Source organism: Flavobacterium marginilacus (genome assembly GCF_026870155.1).
GTDB classification, from domain to species: domain Bacteria; phylum Bacteroidota; class Bacteroidia; order Flavobacteriales; family Flavobacteriaceae; genus Flavobacterium; species Flavobacterium marginilacus.
Genome location: NZ_CP113975.1, coordinates 395,392 through 418,759 on the forward strand (window position 1 = coordinate 395,392; position 23,368 = coordinate 418,759).

A 23,368-nucleotide genomic window follows, 5' to 3' on the forward strand; every position below is an offset into this window, starting at 1 on the left:
TGATTTTAGATTTAAAATAAAAATCGTTAATGTTTTTTGTAAAATGTAAATTGAATTTTAAAATATTTTGATGCGGTTAACGAAATCTGAAATCAAAAATCGTTGATCTGCATTCATAAATCCTTTAAAAAAGCTCTCTAGGATCTGTTAATTTTCCAGTAACAGCAGCGGCAGCGGCCATAATTGGACTCGCAAGAAGCGTTCTTGAACCAGGACCCTGACGGCCTTCGAAGTTTCTGTTGGAAGTACTTACTGCATATTTCCCAGCAGGAACTTTATCATCATTCATTGCCAAACAAGCAGAACATCCTGGCTGACGCAATACAAATCCTGCATCAGTTAAAATATCCAAAATACCTTCTTCTTTAATTTGTGCTTCAACTACGTGAGAACCTGGAACTAACCAAGCAGTAACGTTGTCTGCTTTTTTACGGCCTTTTACAATTTCAGCGAAAGCTCTAAAATCTTCAATACGTCCGTTTGTACAGCTTCCCAAGAAAACATAATCGATTTGTTTACCGATCATTACATCATCCTCCTGAAAGCCCATATAAGCTAACGATTTTTTATAAGTTTCCTCACCGCCTTCTACTTGGTTAGCGTTTGGAATATGTTTAGTGATGCCAATTCCCATTCCAGGATTTGTACCATAAGTAATCATTGGTTCGATATCTTCCGCTTTGATGTTTAATTCAGCATCAAAAATAGCATCAGCATCGGTTTTCAACGTTTTCCAGTATTCAACTGCTTTAGTCCAAGCTTCACCTTTAGGAGCATATAATCTTCCTTCAAGGAAATCAAAAGTAGTCTGGTCAGGAGCAATCATACCTCCACGGGCACCCATTTCGATACTTAGATTACAAACCGTCATACGGCCTTCCATTGTCATTTCTTCGAATACATTTCCTGCATATTCAGCGAAATATCCTGTACCTCCAGAAGTAGTCAATTGAGCAATAATATAAAGAGCAACGTCTTTTGGTCCCACACCTTTGCTTAATTTACCATTTACGTTGATACGCATTTTCTTTGGCTTAGGCTGCATAATACATTGAGTAGAAAGTACCATTTCAACCTCAGAAGTTCCAATACCAAAAGCAATCGCTCCAAAAGCACCGTGAGTAGAAGTGTGTGAATCCCCACAAACAATAGTTGCACCTGGCAAAGTAATTCCGTTTTCTGGACCTACTACGTGTACAATTCCATTTTTTTGATGACCCAATCCCCAGTGAGAAATTCCGTATTCAGCTGAATTATCTTCCAATGCCTGTAATTGATTGGCAGAAAGTGCATCAGCAACAGGTAAATGCTGGTTTATAGTTGGTGTATTGTGATCGGCAGTAGCAAAAGTACGTTCTGGGTATAAAACCTTTACGTTTCTGGATTTTAATCCTAAAAATGCAACAGGGCTCGTAACTTCATGAATGAAATGGCGGTCAATAAAAAACACATCTGGCCCATCTTCAATTTTACGCACTACATGTGAATCCCATACTTTGTCAAATAATGTCTTACTCATTTTGTTTTTTTTTAATTGTAATTGGTATAACCACAGAAACTTTGGTGTAATTATAATAGAAGTTCAAAAGTAAAAAAAAGTTATATTGCCGTCAATTGCCATATTTGGTTTTATACGATACCCAAACATTTCTGTATTTTGGACAGCAAACTTTTACTGCTTTATTTTAGAAAGTGTACTATTTACTATAGCCGATACTTTTTTTTAAATCGAATAACTAACACTAGGTTTACTGTTGTTTTTAATAATTGGCAAATTTATCGCTATTGTGTTATAAAATAGCGGTTTTTGGTTTAAAAAATATAACATTTTAAAATAAAATAGTAACAAATGCCGGTTGTGAATTTTGGTTTATGTTCTATTTTTGACAAAGTAATTTTGTCTTTTTTAAAGGAAATATTATTAATAAAAATGATTTTTTTTGAAAAAATACTACGACATCCAAAAAGGAGATATTTTGGTTTTTTAAGAAAATTTATAAGAAGTTTTATTGTTTTTTGAAAGGGATGTAGATTTATTTAAGATACAAAAAATAAGCTAATCTGTAAGTGTTTTTTGCGTGCTAATTTTCACATATTGAGTTATGCATTTTATAAATTGTTTGTTGATAAATTAAGCTGGAATACCCCAAAAAAATCCCTAATTTTGAAATTCACTTTTTGTAATTTTAGAAAATTACAATCACTTCATTTGCAATTATGTACTTAATATTCGATACCGAAACTACTGGATTACCTAAGCGTTGGGATGCGCCCATCACAGATTCTGATAACTGGCCCCGCTGTATACAAATCGCCTGGCAGTTGCACGACGAGATGGGAACACTTATCGAACATCAGGATTATTTGGTAAAGCCGGAGGGGTTTAATATTCCCTATGATGCCGAGCGTATTCACGGAATTTCGACCGAATTGGCGCTGGCCGAAGGAATTTCTTTGGCCGAAGTTTTGGATAAATTCAATGTTGCATTAGGAAAAGCAAAATTTATTGTAGGGCAGAATTTAGGTTTCGACGTTAATATTATGGGAGCCGAACTGCACCGAATGGGAGTGGATTCTCCAATGAGTTCGATGCCGGTTCTGGACACCTGTACCGAAGTGACAGCTTCGTTGTTGAAACTGCCTGGTGGTCGTGGAGGAAAATTCAAATTGCCAACATTAACAGAATTACACGAATATTTATTCAGCGTTCCTTTTGCGGAAGCGCACAACGCAACTGCCGATGTTGAGGCAACTACACGCTGTTTCTTAGAGTTAATCCGTCGTGAAGTTTTTACCAAAGAAGAGCTCGATGTTCCAAAGGATTATTTCGAAGCCTTTCAAAATAAAAACCCGAAGGAAATTCCGTTAATCGGATTAAAACATATCAATTTAAAAAAAGCTTCGGATGCTGTTAGAGAACAGCTGAAAGCATTAGCTTCGGATGATAAACAGACCGTAGTTTCTGATTCGGACAAGCAAGGATTAAAAGAAGCCAAGTTTGCGCATTTGCACAATCATACACAGTTTTCGGTTTTGCAGTCGACTATCGGAATTGGGAATTTGGTATCGGCTACAGCTAAAAACAAATTTCCCGCAGTTTCGATGACCGATACTGGAAACATGATGGGGGCTTTCCATTTTGTGAGTGCAGTGATGAATCACAACAAAGGGGCTTCTGCCAAAAATAAAGCTTTGACCGAGGCTGGCGAAGAACCAACCGAAACCGAAATCAAACCTATTGTAGGCTGTGAATTCAATATTTGTGACAATCATTTGGATAAGTCCAAAAAAGACAATGGTTACCAAGTTGTTTTATTGGCCAAAAATAAAAATGGGTATCATAATCTGGCCAAAATGGCTTCTATCGCTTATGTGAATGGTTTTTATTATGTGCCAAGAATTGACAGAACCGTTGTCGAAAAATACAAGGAAGACATCATGGTGCTGTCTGGAAATTTATACGGAGAGATTCCGAGTAAAATTCTGAATATTGGTGAAAACCAAGCCGAAGAAGCTTTGATTTGGTGGAAAGAACAATTTGGAGATGATTTTTATCTCGAAATAATGCGCCACAATCAGGAGGATGAAAACCGTGTCAATAAAACCTTGATTGAGTTCTCACAAAAGCACAATGTTAAATTAATTGCGACCAATAATACTTTTTATTTAAACAAGGAAGATGCCAATGCGCACGATATTTTATTGTGTGTAAAAGACGGAGAAAAACAAGCCACACCAATTGGCCGTGGTCGAGGATATCGTTACGGACTGCCGAATCAGGAGTATTATTATAAGTCGGAAGAGGAGATGAAAAAACTCTTTTCGGATTTGCCCGAAGCTATTATCAACATTCAGGAAATTGTAGACAAGGTTGAAACATACTCGCTCTATCGCGATGTATTACTTCCAAAATACGACATTCCCGAAGAATTTGTTGATCCCGAAGACGAAAAAGACAATGGTGTTCGCGGTGAAAATGCCTATTTGAGAGAATTGACGATGATAGGTGCTAGAAAAAGATACGGTGAGATTACCGAATCGATTCAGGAACGTCTGGATTTTGAGTTATTGACGATTTCGAATTCCGGATATCCGGGTTACTTTTTGATTGTACAGGATTTCATTGCCGAAGCCCGAAAAATGGATGTTTCGGTTGGACCGGGACGTGGATCTGCAGCGGGGTCAGCAGTGGCGTATTGTTTGGGAATTACCAATATAGACCCAATTAAATATGACTTACTTTTTGAGCGTTTCCTAAACCCGGATCGTGTATCGATGCCCGATATTGATATCGATTTTGATGACGAGGGGCGTGGCCGTGTAATGGATTATGTAATCAATAAATACGGTGCCAATCAGGTGGCACAGATTATCACATATGGTAAAATGGCAACCAAATCGGCTATTCGTGATACGGCTCGTGTATTGGATCTGCCGTTGTTTGAAGCCGATAGAATTGCAAAACTGATTCCCGGAATGATGCCTTCCAAATGGAATTTGGCGCGTTTCCTTTCTGAATCAGAAGATGAGGTTAAAAAAGCATTAAAAGGGGCTGATGAATTTGAATTGGTAAAAGAATTAATCGCTATTGCCAACGAAGATGATCTGGCTGGAGAAACCATTCAGCAGGCAAAAATTCTGGAAGGTTCTATGCGAAATACCGGTATTCATGCGTGCGGTGTGATTATCACGCCATCGGATATTACCAATTATGTGCCTGTTACCACTGCCAAAGATTCTGATTTATATGTAACGCAGTTTGATAACTCGGTTGCAGAGAGTGCGGGACTGCTGAAGATGGACTTCTTGGGTCTGAAGACCCTGACCCTGATTAAGGACACGGTAAAACTGGTAAAATACCGAACCGGAATTGAACTCGATCCCGACACTTTCCCGATTGACGATGTCAAAACCTATGAGCTGTTCCAAAGAGGTGAAACCGTCGGAATCTTCCAATATGAGTCACCTGGGATGCAGAAATACATGAAGGATCTGAAGCCAACAGTTTTTGGGGATTTAATTGCAATGAACGCCTTGTATCGTCCGGGACCTTTGGAGTACATTCCGTCTTTCGTTCGAAGAAAAAATGGTGATGAGGAAATCCAATACGATCTCGATGCCTGTGCGGAATATTTGTCAGAGACTTATGGAATTACTGTTTATCAGGAGCAGGTAATGCTTTTGTCCCAGTCGCTGGCAGGATTTACCAAAGGTGAAGCCGACGTTTTGCGTAAAGCGATGGGAAAAAAACAAAAGGACGTTCTGGATAAAATGAAACCTAAATTTGTCGAGCAGGCTTCTGCCAAAGGCCATGACGCAAAGGTTTTGGAGAAAATCTGGAAAGACTGGGAAGCTTTTGCTAGTTACGCCTTTAATAAATCGCACTCGACCTGTTATGCATGGATTGCGTACCAAACCGCTTTCCTGAAAGCGCATTATCCAGCCGAATATATGGCGGCGGTACTTTCGAATAACATGAATGATATCAAGCAGGTATCGTTTTTTATGGAAGAATGTAAACGTATGGGACTTCAGGTTTTGGGGCCTTGCGTGAACGAGTCGTATTATAAATTTACGGTAAATGATGATTATGCGGTTCGTTTCGGAATGGGTGCTATAAAAGGTGTTGGATCCGGTGCTGTTGCCACGATTGTCGAAAACAGAAAAGACGGAAAATACAAGTCAATTTTTGATTTGGCGAAACGTATCGATCTGCGTGCCGCTAATAAAAAAGCGATTGAAAACCTGGCATTGGCTGGAGGTTTTGACTCGTTTGAAGGAACTACAAGAGCACAGTATTTTCACGATGATGGCGACGGAATTACCTTTTACGAAAAAGCCATGCGCTATGGTTCCAAGTATCAGGAAAACGAAAATTCCTCACAGGTAAGTCTGTTTGGCGAAAGCAGTGATGTACAGATTGCCGAACCGGTTGTGCCTCCGTGTGAAGACTGGAGCACGATGGAAAAATTGGCCAAGGAAAAAGATGTGGTAGGGATTTATATTTCGGGGCATCCATTGGACGACTATAAATTTGAGATGAAATATTTCTGTAATGCCAAGCTTGAGGCTTTGAAAAATATGGAACAGTATGTAGGCAAGAACCTGACTTTTGGCGGAATTATTACAAACGTTCAGCACCGGGTTGCAAAGAACGGAAAAGGATGGGGGACTTTTGTTCTTGAAGGATATGACGAAAGTTATGAATTTAAAATTTTTGGAGAAGAGTATTTAAAGTTTAGGCATTTCTTTATTCAGAACAATTTCACTTTCATGAAAGTGCTGATTAAGGAAGGCTGGGTGAATCAGGAAACCGGTAAAAAAGCAGAACCTAGAATGCAGTTTGTTTTGGTGCAGTATCTGCAGGATGTACTGAGCACTTTTGCTAAAAAATTGATTCTTTTGTTGAATATTAAAGATATTGAAGCTGAATTTGTTCATAAGCTGAATCATCTTTTCCAAGAGTATAAAGGCGACAATACTGTAGCTTTTGAAATCATGGAACTCGAAAAAATAAAACGAGTAGTTGAAACCACTCCCGAGTTTGAAGCAGATGAAGAAGCATTCGTGGATGAAAATGAAGAAGCAGGTGAAATAATCGAAGCCAAACAAGTCACTGAAGTCGAAGAAATAAAAGTAGTTACTAAATTAGCGATGCCTAGCCGAAAACTAAAAATTCAGATTTCGAATGAGCTTTTATTTGAACTAGAGAAAATGCAGATTAATTTTAAATTAAATTAGATTTCTTGAATGTGATTTTTGTGAAGTCCTGTTGTAAAAAACTGTTAAAAACATAGATTAAAAGCATTTTTTTAATTAAATTATAGTATTAGTATTTCTTTTTTAATTTGTTTAAATAATTATTTTTGTAATATAAATAAATAATTATTTGAATTTTAGTAATAAATATAAATTTTTATTAAAAAAATTAACTGATTAGTGTTTATTTTTGTTATTTTTTCATCGATTCACGAAGTGTCTGTAAATTAAGTATATTTTTGTCTGAAATTAAATTTTAAAAATGAAGACAAAAATATTTTTATTGGGATTATTGGCTTCTGCTATGACTGTGGCAGGGCAAACAACTAACAACACTACAGATAGTAAAAAAGAAACTTGGTATTTCAAATTAGGAGGTTCTTATTTTATACAAACTGCAGCAACTGAATTTCCAACTGTTAACGGTTCAGCTCCAAACACAGATGTATATGCTGCAAATGGGACTACTTTGGTTTCTAGAGAAACAAATCATGGTTCTTTTGGAGAAGGATTTCGTACAGGTTTAAATGTAGGATACCGTTTTTCACCGCGTTTGGGTGTCGAAATGGGATTTAATTATTTCTCAGGAAAAAACAAAACTATGGTTGAAACAGTTAACAGATTAGTTTTTGCTGGACCAGTTTTTGTATCAGGAACTGCCGAAGGTAAAATTACAGCTTTCGATTTAGCGCCTGCGGTTGTTTTGTTTTTAGGTGAAACTAACGGCTTTGAACCATATACTAAAGTAGGAGTGATTGTTCCTGTTCATGGAGATTTAACTATTGAAACAAAAAGAACATATACTACACCTGCTGGTGCTCTAAATACTTATGCAAAAGATGTAGTATTGCCAAATCCGACTGTTGGTTTTATGGCAGCTTTAGGAACATCGTACAAAGTAGGTAAAAATATTTCTCTTTTTGCAGAGCTAGAATACCGTAATTTTACTGTTCATGGAAAATCAAAAGAAACAAAGGAATATACAGAAAATGGTGTAGATAAATTAAATACTCCTACTACATTTCGTCCTGACGCATCCTATTCTGCAAGTCATATGAATTATGTTGACCAAATCAATACAACTTCAAATAGTAAAGTAACGAATGCTGCTGGTTTTGATAATACAAAGGCTACCGATGATATTAGTTCATACGTTGGAATTTCCGGTTTAGGTTTTACTTTTGGCTTGAAATACAGTCTGTAATCAAATACTGTTAAAATATATTGAAAGACTTTCTGAAAAGAGGGTCTTTTTTTTTGAAAAAAACATCTTGAATGCATAAATGCCCTAGCCTTGATGGTCGAATTGCTCTCGCAATTACCTTTCCTGCAGGGGTTCGACAGGAAAGATACAGGGGACAGCAGGAAATAGTTCCTTATCATTTTTGAAAATAGCAATTAGCAATACATTTATAATGAAAACTAATTTAGGAATGGCGTTTGGTTGGTTTTTAATTTCTAAATTTGTAGTCTAGTTAAAATAATTAATATTTTAAACATAAAATAAAAATAGTATGGCATTAGCAATAACAGATGCTACTTTTGATGAAGTAGTTTTGAAGTCAGATAAACCGGTAATGGTAGATTTTTGGGCAGCATGGTGCGGGCCTTGTAGAATGGTAGGGCCAATCATTGACGAACTAAGCAGCGAGTATGAAGGGAAAGTTGTTGTAGGGAAAGTTGATGTTGACGCAAACCAGGAATTTGCTGCAAAATATGGTGTTAGAAATATCCCGACAGTATTAGTTTTTCATAACGGAGAAGTAGTTGGAAAACAAGTTGGAGTAGCTCCAAAACAAACATATGCTGATAGTTTAGATGCTTTATTGTAATCTAAATTGAAATAAGCTGAAAAGGTCTGACGAAAGTCGGGCCTTTTTGTTTTTAAATATTTTGTTGTGTTAGGATTTTTATAGTTAAGCATAATGATACTTAATTAATGGATTGCTTTTAAATTGTTATTAGCACGATGTAGTGTGTTCAAACTTTTTTATACATTTGGAATATGAAGATCGAATCGCAGATAGAAAAAATATCCAGTTTTCAGCATTTGGAACTGCTGGCCAATCAAGTGGTGGAAGGCTTTATTTCGGGAATGCACAAAAGTCCTTTCCATGGATTTTCAGCTGAATTTGCTGAGCATAAAGTGTATAATACAGGGGAAAGCACCAAGCATATTGACTGGAAGTTATTTGCCAAAACAGACCGTTTGTATACCAAATGTTTTGAGGAAGAGACCAATTTGAGATGCCATATTATCATTGACAATTCCTCGTCGATGCATTATCCTAAATTGAAGGACAATCAGCCGTTTTATGAAAGCAAAATAGGTTTTTCGGTATTGGCATCGGCAGTTTTAATGAACCTGCTGAAAAAACAGCGTGATGCTGTGGGATTAAGCATTTTTTCAGACAGTTATGAATATTATGCACCAGAGAAAGGAAGCGACCGCCATCACAGAATGATATTGAATAAGCTGGAAGGTCTTTTGGAAGTCACCAAAGAAAAAAAACAGACAGATACGATCACCTATTTGCATCAGATTGCTGAGAAAATTCATCGCCGTTCGATGATAATTCTCTTTACCGATATGTTTCAGGGTGAAAATGAAGAAAAGCTTTTTAATGCGTTGCAGCATTTGAAACACGACAAGCACAAAGTGGTTTTGTTTCATGTTGTTGATAACGAAACGGAACTTAAATTTGATTTTGACAATGCCCCGAGAAAGTTTATTGATGTCGAAACAGGAGATGAGGTAGTGATTTTTGCAGATAATGTGAAAGAGGAATATGAAAAAAAAGTTGATGCATACTTTAAAAAGCTGGCGTTAACCTGTGCTCAGAATAAAATAAAGTACATTCCTGTGGGGGTTAACGAAAGTTTTGAAAAGATTTTGACAGCCTACCTTGTTGAAAAACAAAAGTTTGGGTAAACGGTATAAATTTTTTTTTAAATTCTCTAATAAAAGGCTTGCGTAAACGAAAATCTATTGTATCTTTGCCACCGCAATAAAGCAGAGGTTTGGTAGTTCAGTTGGTTAGAATACATGCCTGTCACGCATGGGGTCGCGGGTTCGAGTCCCGTCCAGACCGCAATATTGGGAAAAGCCTTTCGTAACAGAAAGGCTTTTTTGCCCAAATACGGTATCTAAAGCTAGTTGTGTTGTTTCTCGTCCAATAATAATGACGGGATCGGTTTGTAGTTAGACCAATGAAAAGCTTTCCACTTTGTGGATAGCTTTTTTGATTTTAAGGGAGTTATAATTTTTTTTTGATTCTTGTGTTATAAAATAGTTGCGTAAACAAAAAAATATTGTATTTTTGCACTCGCAATAAAACAGGGTTTGGTAGTTCAGTTGGTTAGAATACATGCCTGTCACGCATGGGGTCGCGGGTTCGAGTCCCGTCCAGACCGCAAATATTGTTTAAAGAGGCTGTCCGAAAAAGACAGCTTTTTTTATGCGGCAAATTTCAGGAATCGATTTTGGATTGGTTGATTAATGAAAAAACATTCTGTTACAGTATTTATACTATTTAGACATATTAAACAGTCTGATTTAAATAAAGAAATAGTCAAAACTGCATAGATTTTTAACAAACTTTTCAGTTATCAATTCTTTGACTATCTGATCTAATTTAATTTTAAGTTCTTCCATTGTTTTGTAGATTTTGTTAGTAATTTTCCTTTTCATATTAAGCCAAACAAGTTCTGCTGGATTGAGTTCTGGAGAATATGGTGGAAGAAAAATAAGTATTATGTTTTCTGGAATGATTAACGCTTTTCCTTTGTGAAAAGCACCATTATCTAAAATAACTACTTTTAATTCTTCGGGTTTCTTTTTTGACAATTCGTTTAAGAATATTTGAAAATTATCCCCATTACAATACGGCAATTCTATTACTAAACTATCCCCGTTGATTGGGGAAAATGCTCCAAAAATATAGGTTGATCTGAATATGTTTTGGTAAGTGCAAATGGGCTTTACCCCTTTTGCCGTTAAGGCTCTGCCGTTTCTGGTAAATAATCCAAATCGGCTTTCGTCTTGCACGTAAAGATTAAAATGAGTGAATTTTTCTGAAACATTTTTTAATGTATAATCAAGAATTATTGAGAAGTTTTTTTAAAAGATTCCACAGCGTTGAGGTCTTTTTTTACATGACTTTTTCTAGATACTTTTAATTTGGCACCAAAATGCCTTTTCACATATTTATTTACTGTGTGGTAATTTATGCCTTGAGGAATGTAATTCTCAACAATCCAATGAATTAAATCTACATAAGAGGTAAAGGCATCTTTTGGAGAGTTTAGCCTTTGTTGAATTGCTTGATGGATTTCACTAGTGATTATAGATTTTTTATAACCAATTCTTCGATCAAACAGTAATCCATCAATTCCTTTTTCAAAATAAGCCTTTCGCCATTTTTGAGCCGTATTGTGGTTGACTTTCAAAATAGCGGCGAGTTCTATTTTACTCAATGAATGTTTAGTTTTCTTAAGAATTAACAACATTTGAATACGGTTTTTTTTGTGAATTGGTTGTTGTCGCATTAATCTCTTAAGTTCCAATTCACTTTCTGTTACGATTATTTTTTTTGAATTTGCCATACACAAATATAAATAATTAGAATTATATAGTAGTTTAATTTATCTAAAAAAATAGCCTGAAAAACTCAGGCTATTTTATAAGTCTAAATGGTATTATTCTAAATATTTGAAGCTATTTCCAGCAGTCCACTATATCTGTTGTCCCGAACCCCGGGAGAACAGGATGTCGCTTCCATCCTACCGTGTGGACACATCTAAAAACAATTGCCATCCCTCCATTATTGAAGCAAATTTCTGTATTCCGATAGAGAAAGTGGTTATTCCTGGTTTTCTCCCACTTGCATATCCTTTCCATCCACCAAGCCTTGCAATAACCCAAACATATCTTTTTAAATCCTTTTGGATATGAGGATTTTTTAATTTTTCTGTTTTTCCTTCTAATTTTATCATTTGATATTCTAAACATTCAAGTTCTTGATCTGAAAAACAACTTCTCGCTTCTATTTCTTCCTCTGGAATACTATATGCTATTTGCATTAAAAATAGTTTGACAATTGTCTCCATCATCATTAAAGACAATTTTCGAATAGATTTTGCAGAACCTAATTCGCTTGCTTCTATATTAAATCCTTCCTTTTTTAGAATTCTAAAAACCTCTTCTATAATCCATCTACAAGTATACCATTCGATACATTTTAAGGCTGTGTCTAGGTCTAAGACTTTAATGGTTGTTAGTAATCTCCAGCATATTGGATTATCAATGTTATCGCCAATTTCTTTTGCTTCGATGATATATAAATCAAGGCTTTTGGGTGCATTCTTTGAAACTAAATCATTTTTTTGGATAGTTACTTCAGAAAATCTAACTTCTAAGGTAGCTTCCCGTTTGTTTATATTTCTTCTTTTATCACCTTCTAATTCTATCGTATATTTCCCTTTAAGAGGTTCATTGGCTATAAAACTAAACAATTTAACCTTGTTTAGTAGCGTTCTGTTTGCTCTTGCTCTTACCAATAATTCCGTCTTTTGATCTGGAATCATTGCAAATTGCTCATAAATATCACCTTCTCGATCCTGAATGATGATGACTTTTTTTGATTTCTCTAAAACTTCCTTGGATTTTTGGGAAGATTCTATCCATTTATAAGATTCCTTTTCTTCAATTGGAAGCAAATTATAATTCCTTTCCTTTTTTGTAAGTTTCTCTAAAGGCCTGTTCCATATTTTTACATCTGAAAAGCCATACGGAACAAAACTATAAGCATCTATAACGAAACTAGGATGCAGTAAAAATCCAATTCCTCCTTTTGTATGCAGCATTAGTCAATCCTATAAATTCGTCTTTTTTAACTCTGTTTTTATGATTATATAAATTGACCTCACTTGTGTCCTGTATACATAAAACTGTTTTGTCTTGAGCTGAAAAACAGCAGTTTGCTGACATGTTTTTAATTAATTTCGATTCTGAAACTCTTTTGTTCTGCAAGAAACGATAAACTGCTTTACATTCTGAATCGCTTTGTGTAAGCTGACGTATCGAATGAACACAATTATGAAATAAACTATCTAATATTAAATTACTCCTTTTTAATAGTCGAGAATCATCAATGTCTGTAAAATATCTTCGCATATTATATCTTTATTTAGTGATAAAAATAACGAAATTGTATTTGTGTCCACACGGTAGGTTTGCATCTGGGCTAGGGCTTTTGAATTTTATAAAACATTGATTCTTAATATTAAATTACATCAGCATTAGGTGTTTTCTGTAAAAAAATATTCAAAAAAACTTGCTTATTAAAAATTTTACTCTACATTTGTAGAGTAAAATCTATAAATGTAGAATTAAAAAAAATGAAAAACCTTTTTGTAATATTCTTATTCGGAGTTTTATTTACCGCCTGCAAAAACACTTTAATTAATCAAAAGATTAATAAGAGAAAAGAAGGCGTTTGGATTCAAGAATATTCGGAAGATAACCTTCATTACAAATCTTACGAATATTATAAAAATGATATACCAGTAAAAAAGTGGAAATCTTATATCAATAATAAAATTTATAAAACGGAGAAATATAAAAACGGGATTTGTATTGTAAAATATTATCATGAAAACGGAAAGCTTCAATCTAAAGGAAAAACTAAAATTGAAACTGATTCAGTCGAAACACATTGGTTTTATTTTGGAGAATGGCAATTCTATTCCGATAAAGGGAAATTAACTGAAATCAAAAAGTATAATAAAGGAGAATTAATCTCCGAACAAAGTGTAAAAAAAATAACTCTTAAAAAATAAACCATGCAGCTATCCAACTCAGAAGAACAATTAATGCAGCATCTCTGGAAGCTTGAAAAAGCATTCATGAAAGATTTGCTCGAAGCACACCCAGATCCAAAACCAGCCACAACAACTGTTGCCACATTGTTAAAAAGAATGATTGATAAAAAATTTGTTGCATACAACGAATTTGGTAATTTGCGCGAATATTATCCATTGGTCAAAAAAACAGATTATTTCTCCAAACACGTCAACGGATTGATTAGTAATTTCTTTAATAATTCGGCTTCACAGTTTGCTTCTTTCTTTACTACCGAAACCAATTTATCGACCTCCGAATTGGAAGAACTTAAGAAAATAATCGATTCACAAATTCAAAAAAAGAAAAAATGACAACATACCTTTTAAAATCAGGAATACTGCTATTTATTTTTTACTTAATATATAGGTTGTGGCTAGAAAACGAAAAAATGTTTCTTTTTAATCGGATCTATTTACTAGCAAGTTTAGTTTTTAGTCTTTTGATTCCGTTGCAACTTATTTCGTTTGAACCTTCTGCTACAAGCAAAATAATATCCGTCCAATTAGACGAATTAGCAATTCAAAAAAATAGTCAAAGCTTCAAATCGTTAGCCGAAAGCCTAGATTTAACCAATATTATTCTTGCCATTTATGTTACAGTTTTTTTAGTATTAATTATTCGTTTCCTTCTGAATTTATTTTCATTATATAATAAAGTATTAAGAAGTGAAGTTCAATTTGTTAAAGGTGAAAAAATCATTCTAATAAATGAACCTATTTTACCACATTCTTTCTGGAATGCAATCTTTATCAATAAACAAGAATTCAAAAATGATAGAATTCCATCCGAATTAATTGCGCATGAAAAAGCACATTTAGATCAAAAACATACTTTAGACATACTATTTATTGAGTTTCTACAAATTATTTTTTGGTTTAATCCATTAGTAATTCTCTATAAAAGAGCGATTAAACTCAATCACGAATTCTTAGCAGATGCTGTGGTAAATAATCAATTTAGAGAAGTTACCAAATATCAATCTTTGTTACTTGAGATTGCTTCTAATAAAACTAATATCATTTTAGCAAGTAACATTAACTATTTAATAACTAAAAAACGTTTTATTATGATGACAAAAAAAGAATCGCCCGCAAGAATATTTCTGAAAGTATGCAGCATCGGAATTATTACCAGCCTATTATTATTTGTTTTTAGCTGTAAAGATAATCCTGAAGAAAGTAATACAAAAAAACAAAATAAAATTGAAAAAAGCAGCGTTGGTATAGAAGAAAAATCAACGTTGCCTGATGAAGATGACACAGTAAGATCTCTTGCTGGATTAGAAATAAAACCTGAGTTCCCAGGTGGTATTGAAGAGTTTTACAAATTTGTAGGTAAAAACTATCAAGCTCCAGAAGAAGAAGGACTTAAAGGAAAAGTATACATAACATTTATAGTAGAAAAAGACGGTTCCTTATCCGATTTTAAAGTACTTAGAGATATTGGTTATGGAACAGGAGAAGAAGCTGTTAGAGTTTTAAAATTATCGCCAAATTGGTTACCTGGAACAATAAACAACAAGCCTGTTAGAACATTATATAGCTTACCTATAACAATTCAAAGCCCAGATTAAAATTAAAAAAAATCCGCTTCTTGAAAAACAGAAGCGGATTAAGAAAAAAAATAAAATCTAAAATTAAAATTAATTAAAAACCTTGTCAGGATTATATCCCACATAAGACTTCGCCTGTTCATGGAACACAACACCATATTCTTCCAGTTCTTTCAAAATTGGAAGATACACTTCTTTCTTAATAGGAAGCTGTACTCCAGGAGTAGTGATTTTACCATTCAAAATTAGCAGAGTCGCCATTGCAACCGGCAATCCAACAGTTTTGGACATAGCTGTATAAGTCTGGTCTTCGCCTATGCAGACCATTTTGGAATCGATCTGCTTTTCTTCCCCGTTGAGGACAAAACCGAATTTGTGGTACATTACAATCATATCTTTATCCTTAGGCTGTAAAGTCCAGCTGTCGGTGAGGATTTTTTCAAGAATCTGGGCAGGAGTAGCATCTTTCATTCCCACTTTTTTATTGGGGTTAAACAAATCCAGTTCCAGCAGTTTATCCCACATAATATCGTCCTGGTCAATTTTCAGAATCAACCGCATTTTTATTTCAACCGAATCTGTTGGATGATATGGCAGAAAAGAATTCACAAATTGTCGGTAACTCATATCTTCGGAGTTTTCCATAATATAACTATCATCTGTCATGCCCAGCTGCACAAACATATTCCAGGCTTTGGAAAAACCAACTCTCCGAATAGTTCCTCTATACAAAGTAAGCGCATCATCAAGACCATAAACACTGCGGTATTTAAGCGAATCTCTATTGGAATATGCTTCAAATTTCCCATAACCTTCCACTTCAAGAAATTCGGTTCTGCGAAACAGATTCACATACGGAATGTATTTATACGCCCCTTCCTGAATAAATTTTGCAGCTCCGCCCTGTCCTGCCAACACCACATTTCTTGGTGCCCATGTAAATTTATAATTCCACAGATTATTATCAGATTCTGGTGCTACAAGTCCGCCACAGAAAGATTCAAACAAAAGTATTCTGCCTCCTTTTTCTCTTATCTCATCAATAGTCTTCATCGCACTCATGTGATCAATTCCTGGATCGAGTCCAATTTCATTCATGAAAATCAAATTATTAGTTTTAGCCGCTTCATTTAATTCCTGCATGGCATCACTAATATATGATGCAGTAACAAGGTGCTTTTTATACGCAATACAATCCCTTGCTACTTCTATATGCAGATGGGCCGGCAGCATCGAAATCACAATAGCTGCTTTTTGAATAGCATTTCTCCTTTGGTTTTCATCAAATATATCAAGAGCAATTGGAGTTGCATTGGGATGATTATTAGTCTTTTTTTGGGCTAAAGCCAAAGATAAATCCCCAATAATAACATGCAGATTCTCCTCTTCCGATTTGTTTAAAAGGTATTGAATCAAAGATGAAGCAGATCTTCCTGCTCCTATAATTAGAATTGTTCTCATAGCTGTTTAATTCAAAATCCAAAGCGGACATTACAATTTTGATAAATAAGATATTTTTATCTTTATTTAAAACATCTGATTTAGCAAAAATATAACACAAATATATATTATTGTTGTATTTATAACAAATGATTTTAGCATTTTATTTATCTCAATTAAAAACATTCAAATCAAACGATAATAAAATCAATCGGGCTTAAATATTAAAAACTACTGCAAAAGTCATATAAAAAATGCAGTCATTTTAAAATATATGAAATACTTTTGCCATACTTTAAATAAAAAGAAATGGATAAGAAAATAATTTCTACAGCAGCGGTTTTTGGAATGATTGCGATAATATTGGGTGCTTTTGGTGCGCACGGACTAAAAAATGTTCTCACTGTTGGACAGCTTACCACATTTGAGACTGGAGTAAGGTATCAAATGTATCATGCTCTGTTTTTATTATTTATTGGAACAACTTCTATAATTAACCAAAAATTAAAAAAAACCATCCTCAATCTGACGATTCTGGGAGTTTTATTTTTTTCAGGTTCCATCTATCTTTTAGCCACCAATTCATTGATGCCAATCGACTTTAAGGTAATTGGCTTCATAACACCTATCGGTGGATTATTTCTTATTTCCGCATGGTTCGTTTTGTTATTTGACTTAATTAAGCCTTTAAAAAAGAAAAATAAATTATAATGCAGTTATAAAAATAAATTATACTTTTGCAGTGAAATAAAACACACTCAAAAAAATTTATTTTTATGGACAACTACGCTTTGTTTACGAAATCGATTTCGTTAAAAGAACTAGGAATTGAAAATGCTGCAGTTCAGTATCAGCTAAGCCCGAATGAGTTACATGATATTACGATTAAATCAGGACAGGGGCTCGAAAACAATACGGGAGCATTGGCAATTAATACTGGGGAGTTTACCGGGCGTTCTCCACAAGATCGTTTTATCGTTAAAGACAGCATTACGGAGGATAAAGTATGGTGGGGAAACATAAACATTCCTTTTGAACCAAGCGCTTTTGATGCACTTTATAAAAAAGTAACAGCTTATTTATCCGGAAAAGAAATCTACGTTAGAGATTCTTATGTCTGCGCCGACACCAATTACAGATTAAATGTACGTGCAGTTACCGAAACAGCTTGGGCAAATTTATTCTGTCACAACATGTTTTTGAGACCGGCTAATGACGAATTAGAAAACTTTACTCCCGAATGGACAGTAATCTGTGCTCCCGGATTTCATGCTGATCCTGCAGTTGACGGAACACGACAAGGTAATTTTGCAATACTAAATTTTACAAAAAAGATTGCTCTGATTGGAGGAACAGGCTATACCGGCGAAATGAAAAAAGGAATCTTTTCGGCATTAAATTTCATCCTGCCTGTGTTCAAAAACACGCTTCCAATGCACTGCAGCGCTAATGTTGGCGAAGATGGTGATACCGCAATATTCTTTGGATTATCAGGAACAGGGAAAACAACTTTATCAGCAGATCCGGACAGAAAACTTATTGGTGATGATGAACACGGATGGACCAATGAAAATACTGTTTTCAATTTTGAAGGCGGCTGTTATGCCAAAGTAATCAATCTTACCGAAGAAAATGAGCCGGATATTTTCAGAGCCATCAAAAAAGGAGCGATTCTAGAAAATGTAGTTTTCAAATCAGGCACCAATGAAGTTGATTTTGAGGATATTTCGATTACACAAAATACTAGAGTCAGCTATCCTATTGAGCATATCGAAAATATTCAGCCGGGATCTATTGGCAAAAATCCAAAAAACATTTTCTTCTTAACTGCTGATGCTTACGGTATTCTGCCTCCAATTTCAAAACTAACTGCTGGACAGGCCGCTTATCATTTTATATCAGGCTACACCGCCAAAGTAGCTGGAACAGAAGCAGGAGTAACGGAACCTCAGCCTAATTTTTCAGCCTGTTTTGGAGCACCTTTTATGCCTTTGCATCCAACAAAATATGCTGAAATGCTGAGTCAAAAAATGAAAGACGCAAATGTAAAAGTGTGGCTGATCAACACAGGCTGGACTGGCGGACCTTATGGAACCGGAAGCCGAATGAAACTGAAATATACCCGTGCCATGATTACGGCCGCTTTGAAAGGGGAATTAGATTCTGTAGAATTTATGAACCATGACGTATTTGGAATCGCAGTTCCTCAGTCTTGCCCAAATGTTCCAAACGAAATCCTAAATCCAAGAAATACTTGGGAGAATACAGATTTATACGATACAAAAGCTGTTGCATTGGCTCATAAATTCGAAGCTAATTTTGCAACATTTGCAACATTTGCCAATGCTGAAATATTAGCAGGCGCACCGATAATAACATAAAGAAAATTATTAATTCAAAACTGAAAGAGCTGTTCATAACGAACAGCTTTTTTTATGCCCTGATGAAAAAGAAAAATATAAGCACTACCAAAATTCATCAAAAAATAATATAAAACATAGTATCCAGACCTATAATTTAAGTTCTGAGATAGTGATTTTTAGAGTGATATTCCTTCAAATAAATTCAATTTAACAATAGACTATGTTTAACTATTAGGTTGCATTGGCTTAACATCGCGCTTTTACATTTGCAAAAAATTAATTACATGAAAAAATTTATACTTCTTTTTACATTTTCTTTTTTTCTTACTATAACCGCAAAAGCATCGACTATTAAAGGTAATGTTTACGATTCGGAAACAGGAGAGCCTTTGGCCGGCGTTTCGATTTCGCTGACAAACAGCAAACATAATGACATTACCGGACTTGATGGTTCATTTAAACTTAACGAATTATCATCTGGAACTTATACCATAAAAATCAGTTATGCCAGTTATCTAAGTATTTCGAAAGAAATTACAATTGATAAAGAAACTTCTCAGGATTTAAAATTTTACCTGCAAGCTGAAACTAAATCATTGCGAGAAGTCATCGTAGACAGTAAAGGTGGTGCCAGTGAAGAACATACAGCCCGAAGATTAGAAAAAGAATACAGCCAAGTTATCAATATTGTATCTGGCAAAGCAATAGAGATATCCCCAGATCTTACTGTAGCCAACGTAATTCAGCGCGTTTCGGGTGTGTCTATAGAAAGGAACAGTAATGGAGACGGACAATATGCTATTATTAGAGGAATGGACAAACGATACAACTACACGCTGATTAATGGCGTGAAAATTCCAAGTCCTGATAATAAATACCGTTATGTTCCTTTAGACATTTTTCCTTCTGACTTACTGGACCGATTAGAAATTTATAAAACATTAACGCCAAATATGGAAGGTGATGCGATAGGCGGTGCCGTAAATATGGTAATGAAAGATGCGCCGGCTTCTAAACCGCTTTTCAGTGCTACTATTTCTGGAGGTTACAGCCAGATGTTTTTTGACAGGAAATTTATGAGTTACGGATATGATGAGATTAACAAAAAATCTCCGTATGAATTAAATCCTAAGAGCTACGAAGCTGCTTCACAAGATTTTCCAAAAGGAACATTAGCTTACAAATACTCCAATCCTGCACCCAATTTTTTATCTAATATCTCATTAGGGAAACGATTTTTTGACAACAAATTTGGCGTGCTGATTGCGGGCAGTTTTCAAAATTCTTATAGAGGCAGTAACTCTACGCTTTACAATACCCAGCTTATTGGTACAGATGAATTTGCCAGCATTGTCAGTAAAAATTACCGTGAATATTCGGAACAGCAAAAAAGATACGGGGTACAGGGAAAGGCAGATTACCAGTTCAATTCGTCTAACAAAATTAGTTTGTACAGTGTGTTCTTGAATCTAGATAATATTCAGACTAGAAATACGCTTACTACCGATTATACCTCCGAGTATCACCCAGAAACAGGTAATGCAAAATTGCTTTACTCCACACGTACACGTTTTACCAAGCAGCAGATTTACAACAACACTTTACAGGGAAATAATACCTTATTGAACGATAAATTTAAAATTCATTGGTCGGCAGCTTACTCTTTTGCCAGTAATCAAGTTCCAGACAATACCAATATTAATGTTAACGGCGAAGAGAAAAATTATGTTAGTACCCGTACAAAACTGGCTATTAACCCAATCACGCATCGCTGGGAGCGCAATACGGACGAGGATTTAGCGGGATATTTAGATTTAACATATACGCTGCCTTTATTTGACGGCAATATCGATTTTTCGGCTGGAGGTCTTTACAGAGATAAACAGCGAAGCAGTTTTTACAATAATTATACTTTGGCTCCAACAAATCCAAATGCGGCTTATGGAGTAGATTTTACGGATTATACGCAATTGGATTTAGTAGTAAGCAATCCAACCGGAGCAGTAAGTAACTCTTTGACTTACGATGCAAGTGAAAAAACAGCTGCCGGTTACGGAATGTTTAATTATAAAACAGACAAATGGCAGGCAATAGGAGGTGTTCGTATTGAGAATACCGACCAAGGTTATAATCTGCTTTTTCCTGCCGGAGAGCCTCGACCAACAGGAAACCAAGTTTACACCTACACCCTGCCCAGCTTAACTTTAAAATATTTCCTAAGCAATAAACAACAATTGCATGCTTCTTATTTCCGTTCGCTTAACCGACCTGGATTTTATGAAATTGTACCTAGCAAAGTCGTTAACGAAGAATATCAGGAAAGAGGCAATCCCGATTTAAAACCTGCTGTTGCTGATAATTATGATTTTAGATATGAGTTTTTCCCAAAAGCCGGATCGCAATTATTTTTAGGCACTTTTTATAAAAACATTAAAGATCCTATCGAATATACCTTTTTGGCCGATGCCACCCGCGGGCAGGACACGTATTACAGCCCAGGCAACTTTGGTACCGCAAAAAACTTCGGAATCGAATTAGATTATATCACCTATTTCAACAAAATAGGATTCAAAGTAAACTATACCTATACCGACTCTAAAATTACCACTCCAAAAGACCAAAAAGTTTTAGACGCTAACGGAAACTTACAAAAAATATCGGTAATGCAGACTAGACCTCTTTATGGTCAATCGGCACACATTGCCAACGCCGCTATACTTTATAATGACAGCAAAAAAGGCTGGGATGCACAGCTTTCTGTTTCATATACAGGTCCTCGCATCAATACTGTTTCTCAATTTGTTAATAATGATTTATGGCAGGAAGGATTTGTGCAAATGGATGCTTCGGTCGAAAAACGATTTAAATCAAAGTTTAGCATTTACCTAAAAGCAAATAATATCCTAAACACGCCGCACAAGTTATTCTTAAAAGGCACGAACGCAGCAAACACAAACATTGCTGAAAGTAATTTAGAATACAATGGCAGAACACTGATAAGAGACGATTATTATGGTCAGAGTTACCTCATTGGCGTACGTTACAAATATTAGTTAATCCCAAAGAAAATACATACAGATGAAAACAATCTTTAAAAATCTTAACGCTGCTCTTTTATTACTCATTATAATAACTGTTGCTGGCTGCGAAAAAGCGAATAGCGACGTATATACTGATGTAGATGGAGGAGTTTCTTCGGGTGAAATCTCAGGAATCTGGCAAAAAGGAACTACACACAACATTACAGGTGACGTAATTATTCCCGAAGGAAAATCACTGACCATAGAAGAAGGTGTTACCGTAATTATGGATCCTGTGGCAAAGACCGAATTTATTGTAAAAGGTAATTTATACTCATTAGGAACCGCAGATAATCCTGTGAAATTTACCATAGCGGAAAAAGACAGAACCGAAGAGAATAAATTTGGTAAAAAATGGGGCGGAATTTTGGCAGCTAAAACCTGCGCCGAACTCATTCTGGATCACACTATTTTAGAATATGGAGGAAGCACAACTTCAGATGCTTCAACATCAGTAAAATTAGGTTTATACAAAGCAGTTGCCGGCGAAAACTTACCCGCTTTATGGTTTTCTAACGTAAACGGAAAATTGGTGGTGACTAATTCCATCATTAGAAATTTTCAAGAAGACTGTACTTATATCGAAGGCGGAAATATTATTTTTTCGAATAATATTTTCTACACTACAGGCGTATCTGGCGGTGAGGCGATGAATTTCAAATCAGGCTGTTTAGTCGATGCCGCTTACAATTTAATTTATAGTGCCAATACAAATGCTTTTAAATTATCTAATGCAGGACTTAGAAATCCACAAGCCGATATTGTTGCTTATAACAACACTTTTGTTAATACCGGCTGGCGCAGACCAACAGCAAAAGGAGGATCAATTTGGGTCGAAAATGCTGTAGTAGCCCACATCTATAATAATTTATTTGCCAATACCCGTTTTGGTATTAAAAGAGATACTAAAAGCTTGGAAGATTCCCGCTCTACAATTAGCAATAATCTTTATTATGGCTATGATCAGACAACCGTTAATCAATTTCAGCCCTCTAAAGATGTTATTGGCGGCACAAACGAAGTGAGAGGAACAACTGCAGGCCAAAACGACCCAGGTTTTGTAAATTATCCTTTAAACAACCCTGTAAGCAGTCCTGATTTTAATACTTCTTGGGATTTTCATTTAAAATCAAATTCTATTGCTCTTGGCAAAGGAACTACTAATTTTGTTAGACATTTTAATAATCCTATCACTTTTAGCAACGGATTGGCATATGCTTCTCCGGCGCCAGCTGCCTTTATTGGTGCTTATGGCGTGGCTAAATAAATC

Annotated in this window: 17 protein-coding genes and 2 tRNA genes; 13 read left to right on the plus strand and 6 right to left on the minus strand. The window is 35.3% G+C overall.

Going from position 1 to position 23,368, the window contains the following annotated elements:
- Nucleotides 1-124: 124 nt before the first annotated feature.
- Nucleotides 125-1,519, minus strand: a complete 1,395-nt coding sequence (gene leuC, locus OZP07_RS01780; RefSeq protein ID WP_281637072.1) for a 3-isopropylmalate dehydratase large subunit — start codon at nt 1,517-1,519, stop codon at nt 125-127.
- A 698-nt stretch (nt 1,520-2,217) separates the two neighbouring features.
- Here leuC and dnaE point away from each other — a divergent pair.
- From dnaE to OZP07_RS01810, 6 genes are all read left to right on the plus strand, one after another.
- On the plus strand, nt 2,218-6,741 hold the full coding sequence (gene dnaE, locus OZP07_RS01785) for a DNA polymerase III subunit alpha (RefSeq protein ID WP_281637073.1): 4,524 nt from the start codon (nt 2,218-2,220) through the stop codon (nt 6,739-6,741).
- A 280-nt stretch (nt 6,742-7,021) separates the two neighbouring features.
- On the plus strand, nt 7,022-7,963 hold the full coding sequence (locus OZP07_RS01790) for an outer membrane beta-barrel protein (RefSeq protein WP_281637074.1): 942 nt from the start codon (nt 7,022-7,024) through the stop codon (nt 7,961-7,963).
- 310 nt (nt 7,964-8,273) lie between these two features.
- Nucleotides 8,274-8,591 carry a thioredoxin gene (gene trxA, locus OZP07_RS01795; RefSeq protein ID WP_007805142.1) on the plus strand — a complete coding sequence of 106 codons (318 nt, stop codon included), beginning with the start codon at nt 8,274-8,276 and terminating at the stop codon, nt 8,589-8,591.
- A 173-nt stretch (nt 8,592-8,764) separates the two neighbouring features.
- Nucleotides 8,765-9,691 carry a DUF58 domain-containing protein gene (locus tag OZP07_RS01800; RefSeq protein WP_281637075.1) on the plus strand — a complete coding sequence of 309 codons (927 nt, stop codon included), beginning with the start codon at nt 8,765-8,767 and terminating at the stop codon, nt 9,689-9,691.
- 86 nt (nt 9,692-9,777) lie between these two features.
- A tRNA-Asp gene (locus tag OZP07_RS01805) sits at nt 9,778-9,851 on the plus strand.
- A gap of 248 nt (nt 9,852-10,099) precedes the next feature.
- Nucleotides 10,100-10,173, plus strand: a tRNA-Asp gene (locus tag OZP07_RS01810).
- A gap of 142 nt (nt 10,174-10,315) precedes the next feature.
- Here OZP07_RS01810 and OZP07_RS01815 read toward each other — a convergent pair.
- The 4 genes from OZP07_RS01815 to OZP07_RS22200 all read right to left on the minus strand — a co-directional run bounded on the left by OZP07_RS01815 (nt 10,316) and on the right by OZP07_RS22200 (nt 12,934).
- Complete coding sequence (locus OZP07_RS01815; protein ID WP_281637076.1) at nt 10,316-10,807, minus strand: IS630 family transposase; 492 nt, start codon at nt 10,805-10,807, stop codon at nt 10,316-10,318.
- Between the two features lie 56 nt (nt 10,808-10,863).
- Nucleotides 10,864-11,364, minus strand: a complete 501-nt coding sequence (locus OZP07_RS01820; RefSeq protein ID WP_281637077.1) for a helix-turn-helix domain-containing protein — start codon at nt 11,362-11,364, stop codon at nt 10,864-10,866.
- A 177-nt stretch (nt 11,365-11,541) separates the two neighbouring features.
- Complete coding sequence (locus OZP07_RS01825; RefSeq protein WP_281637078.1) at nt 11,542-12,624, minus strand: IS4 family transposase; 1,083 nt, start codon at nt 12,622-12,624, stop codon at nt 11,542-11,544.
- Nucleotides 12,581-12,934, minus strand: a complete 354-nt coding sequence (locus tag OZP07_RS22200) for a transposase DNA-binding-containing protein (RefSeq protein ID WP_432419543.1) — start codon at nt 12,932-12,934, stop codon at nt 12,581-12,583. Before OZP07_RS22200 ends, OZP07_RS01825 begins: the two co-directional genes overlap by 44 nt.
- Nucleotides 12,935-13,158: 224 nt before the next feature.
- On the opposite strand from OZP07_RS22200, the gene OZP07_RS01830 reads away from it, so the two are divergent.
- From OZP07_RS01830 to OZP07_RS01840, 3 genes are read left to right on the plus strand one after another with little or no spacing between them, the layout of a single operon-like run.
- The gene (locus OZP07_RS01830; protein WP_281637079.1) at nt 13,159-13,599 is read left to right on the plus strand and encodes a hypothetical protein; all 441 of its coding nucleotides are present in this window, start codon (nt 13,159-13,161) and stop codon (nt 13,597-13,599) included.
- A gap of 3 nt (nt 13,600-13,602) precedes the next feature.
- Nucleotides 13,603-13,974, plus strand: coding sequence for a BlaI/MecI/CopY family transcriptional regulator (locus OZP07_RS01835; protein WP_281637080.1), 372 nt, complete (start codon nt 13,603-13,605; stop codon nt 13,972-13,974).
- A complete protein-coding gene (locus tag OZP07_RS01840; RefSeq protein ID WP_281637081.1) occupies nt 13,971-15,236 on the plus strand; it encodes a M56 family metallopeptidase in 1,266 nt (421 codons plus the stop codon). Before OZP07_RS01835 ends, OZP07_RS01840 begins: the two co-directional genes overlap by 4 nt.
- A 69-nt stretch (nt 15,237-15,305) precedes the next feature.
- Here OZP07_RS01840 and OZP07_RS01845 read toward each other — a convergent pair whose 3' ends face one another.
- Nucleotides 15,306-16,676, minus strand: a complete 1,371-nt coding sequence (locus OZP07_RS01845; RefSeq protein ID WP_281637082.1) for a saccharopine dehydrogenase family protein — start codon at nt 16,674-16,676, stop codon at nt 15,306-15,308.
- 288 nt (nt 16,677-16,964) lie between these two features.
- Between OZP07_RS01845 and OZP07_RS01850 the strand changes: the two genes are divergently transcribed.
- The 4 genes from OZP07_RS01850 to OZP07_RS01865 all read left to right on the plus strand — a co-directional run bounded on the left by OZP07_RS01850 (nt 16,965) and on the right by OZP07_RS01865 (nt 23,365).
- Nucleotides 16,965-17,366, plus strand: a complete 402-nt coding sequence (locus tag OZP07_RS01850; protein WP_194640362.1) for a DUF423 domain-containing protein — start codon at nt 16,965-16,967, stop codon at nt 17,364-17,366.
- Nucleotides 17,367-17,431: 65 nt separating this feature from the next.
- The gene (gene pckA, locus OZP07_RS01855) at nt 17,432-19,036 is read left to right on the plus strand and encodes a phosphoenolpyruvate carboxykinase (ATP) (RefSeq protein ID WP_281637083.1); all 1,605 of its coding nucleotides are present in this window, start codon (nt 17,432-17,434) and stop codon (nt 19,034-19,036) included.
- A 266-nt stretch (nt 19,037-19,302) separates the two neighbouring features.
- Nucleotides 19,303-22,071 (plus strand): TonB-dependent receptor, encoded by a 2,769-nt coding sequence (locus OZP07_RS01860; RefSeq protein WP_281637084.1) that lies wholly within the window; start codon nt 19,303-19,305, stop codon nt 22,069-22,071.
- A gap of 25 nt (nt 22,072-22,096) precedes the next feature.
- The gene (locus OZP07_RS01865; RefSeq protein ID WP_281637085.1) at nt 22,097-23,365 is read left to right on the plus strand and encodes a right-handed parallel beta-helix repeat-containing protein; all 1,269 of its coding nucleotides are present in this window, start codon (nt 22,097-22,099) and stop codon (nt 23,363-23,365) included.
- The last annotated feature ends 3 nt before the right edge of the window (nt 23,366-23,368 follow it).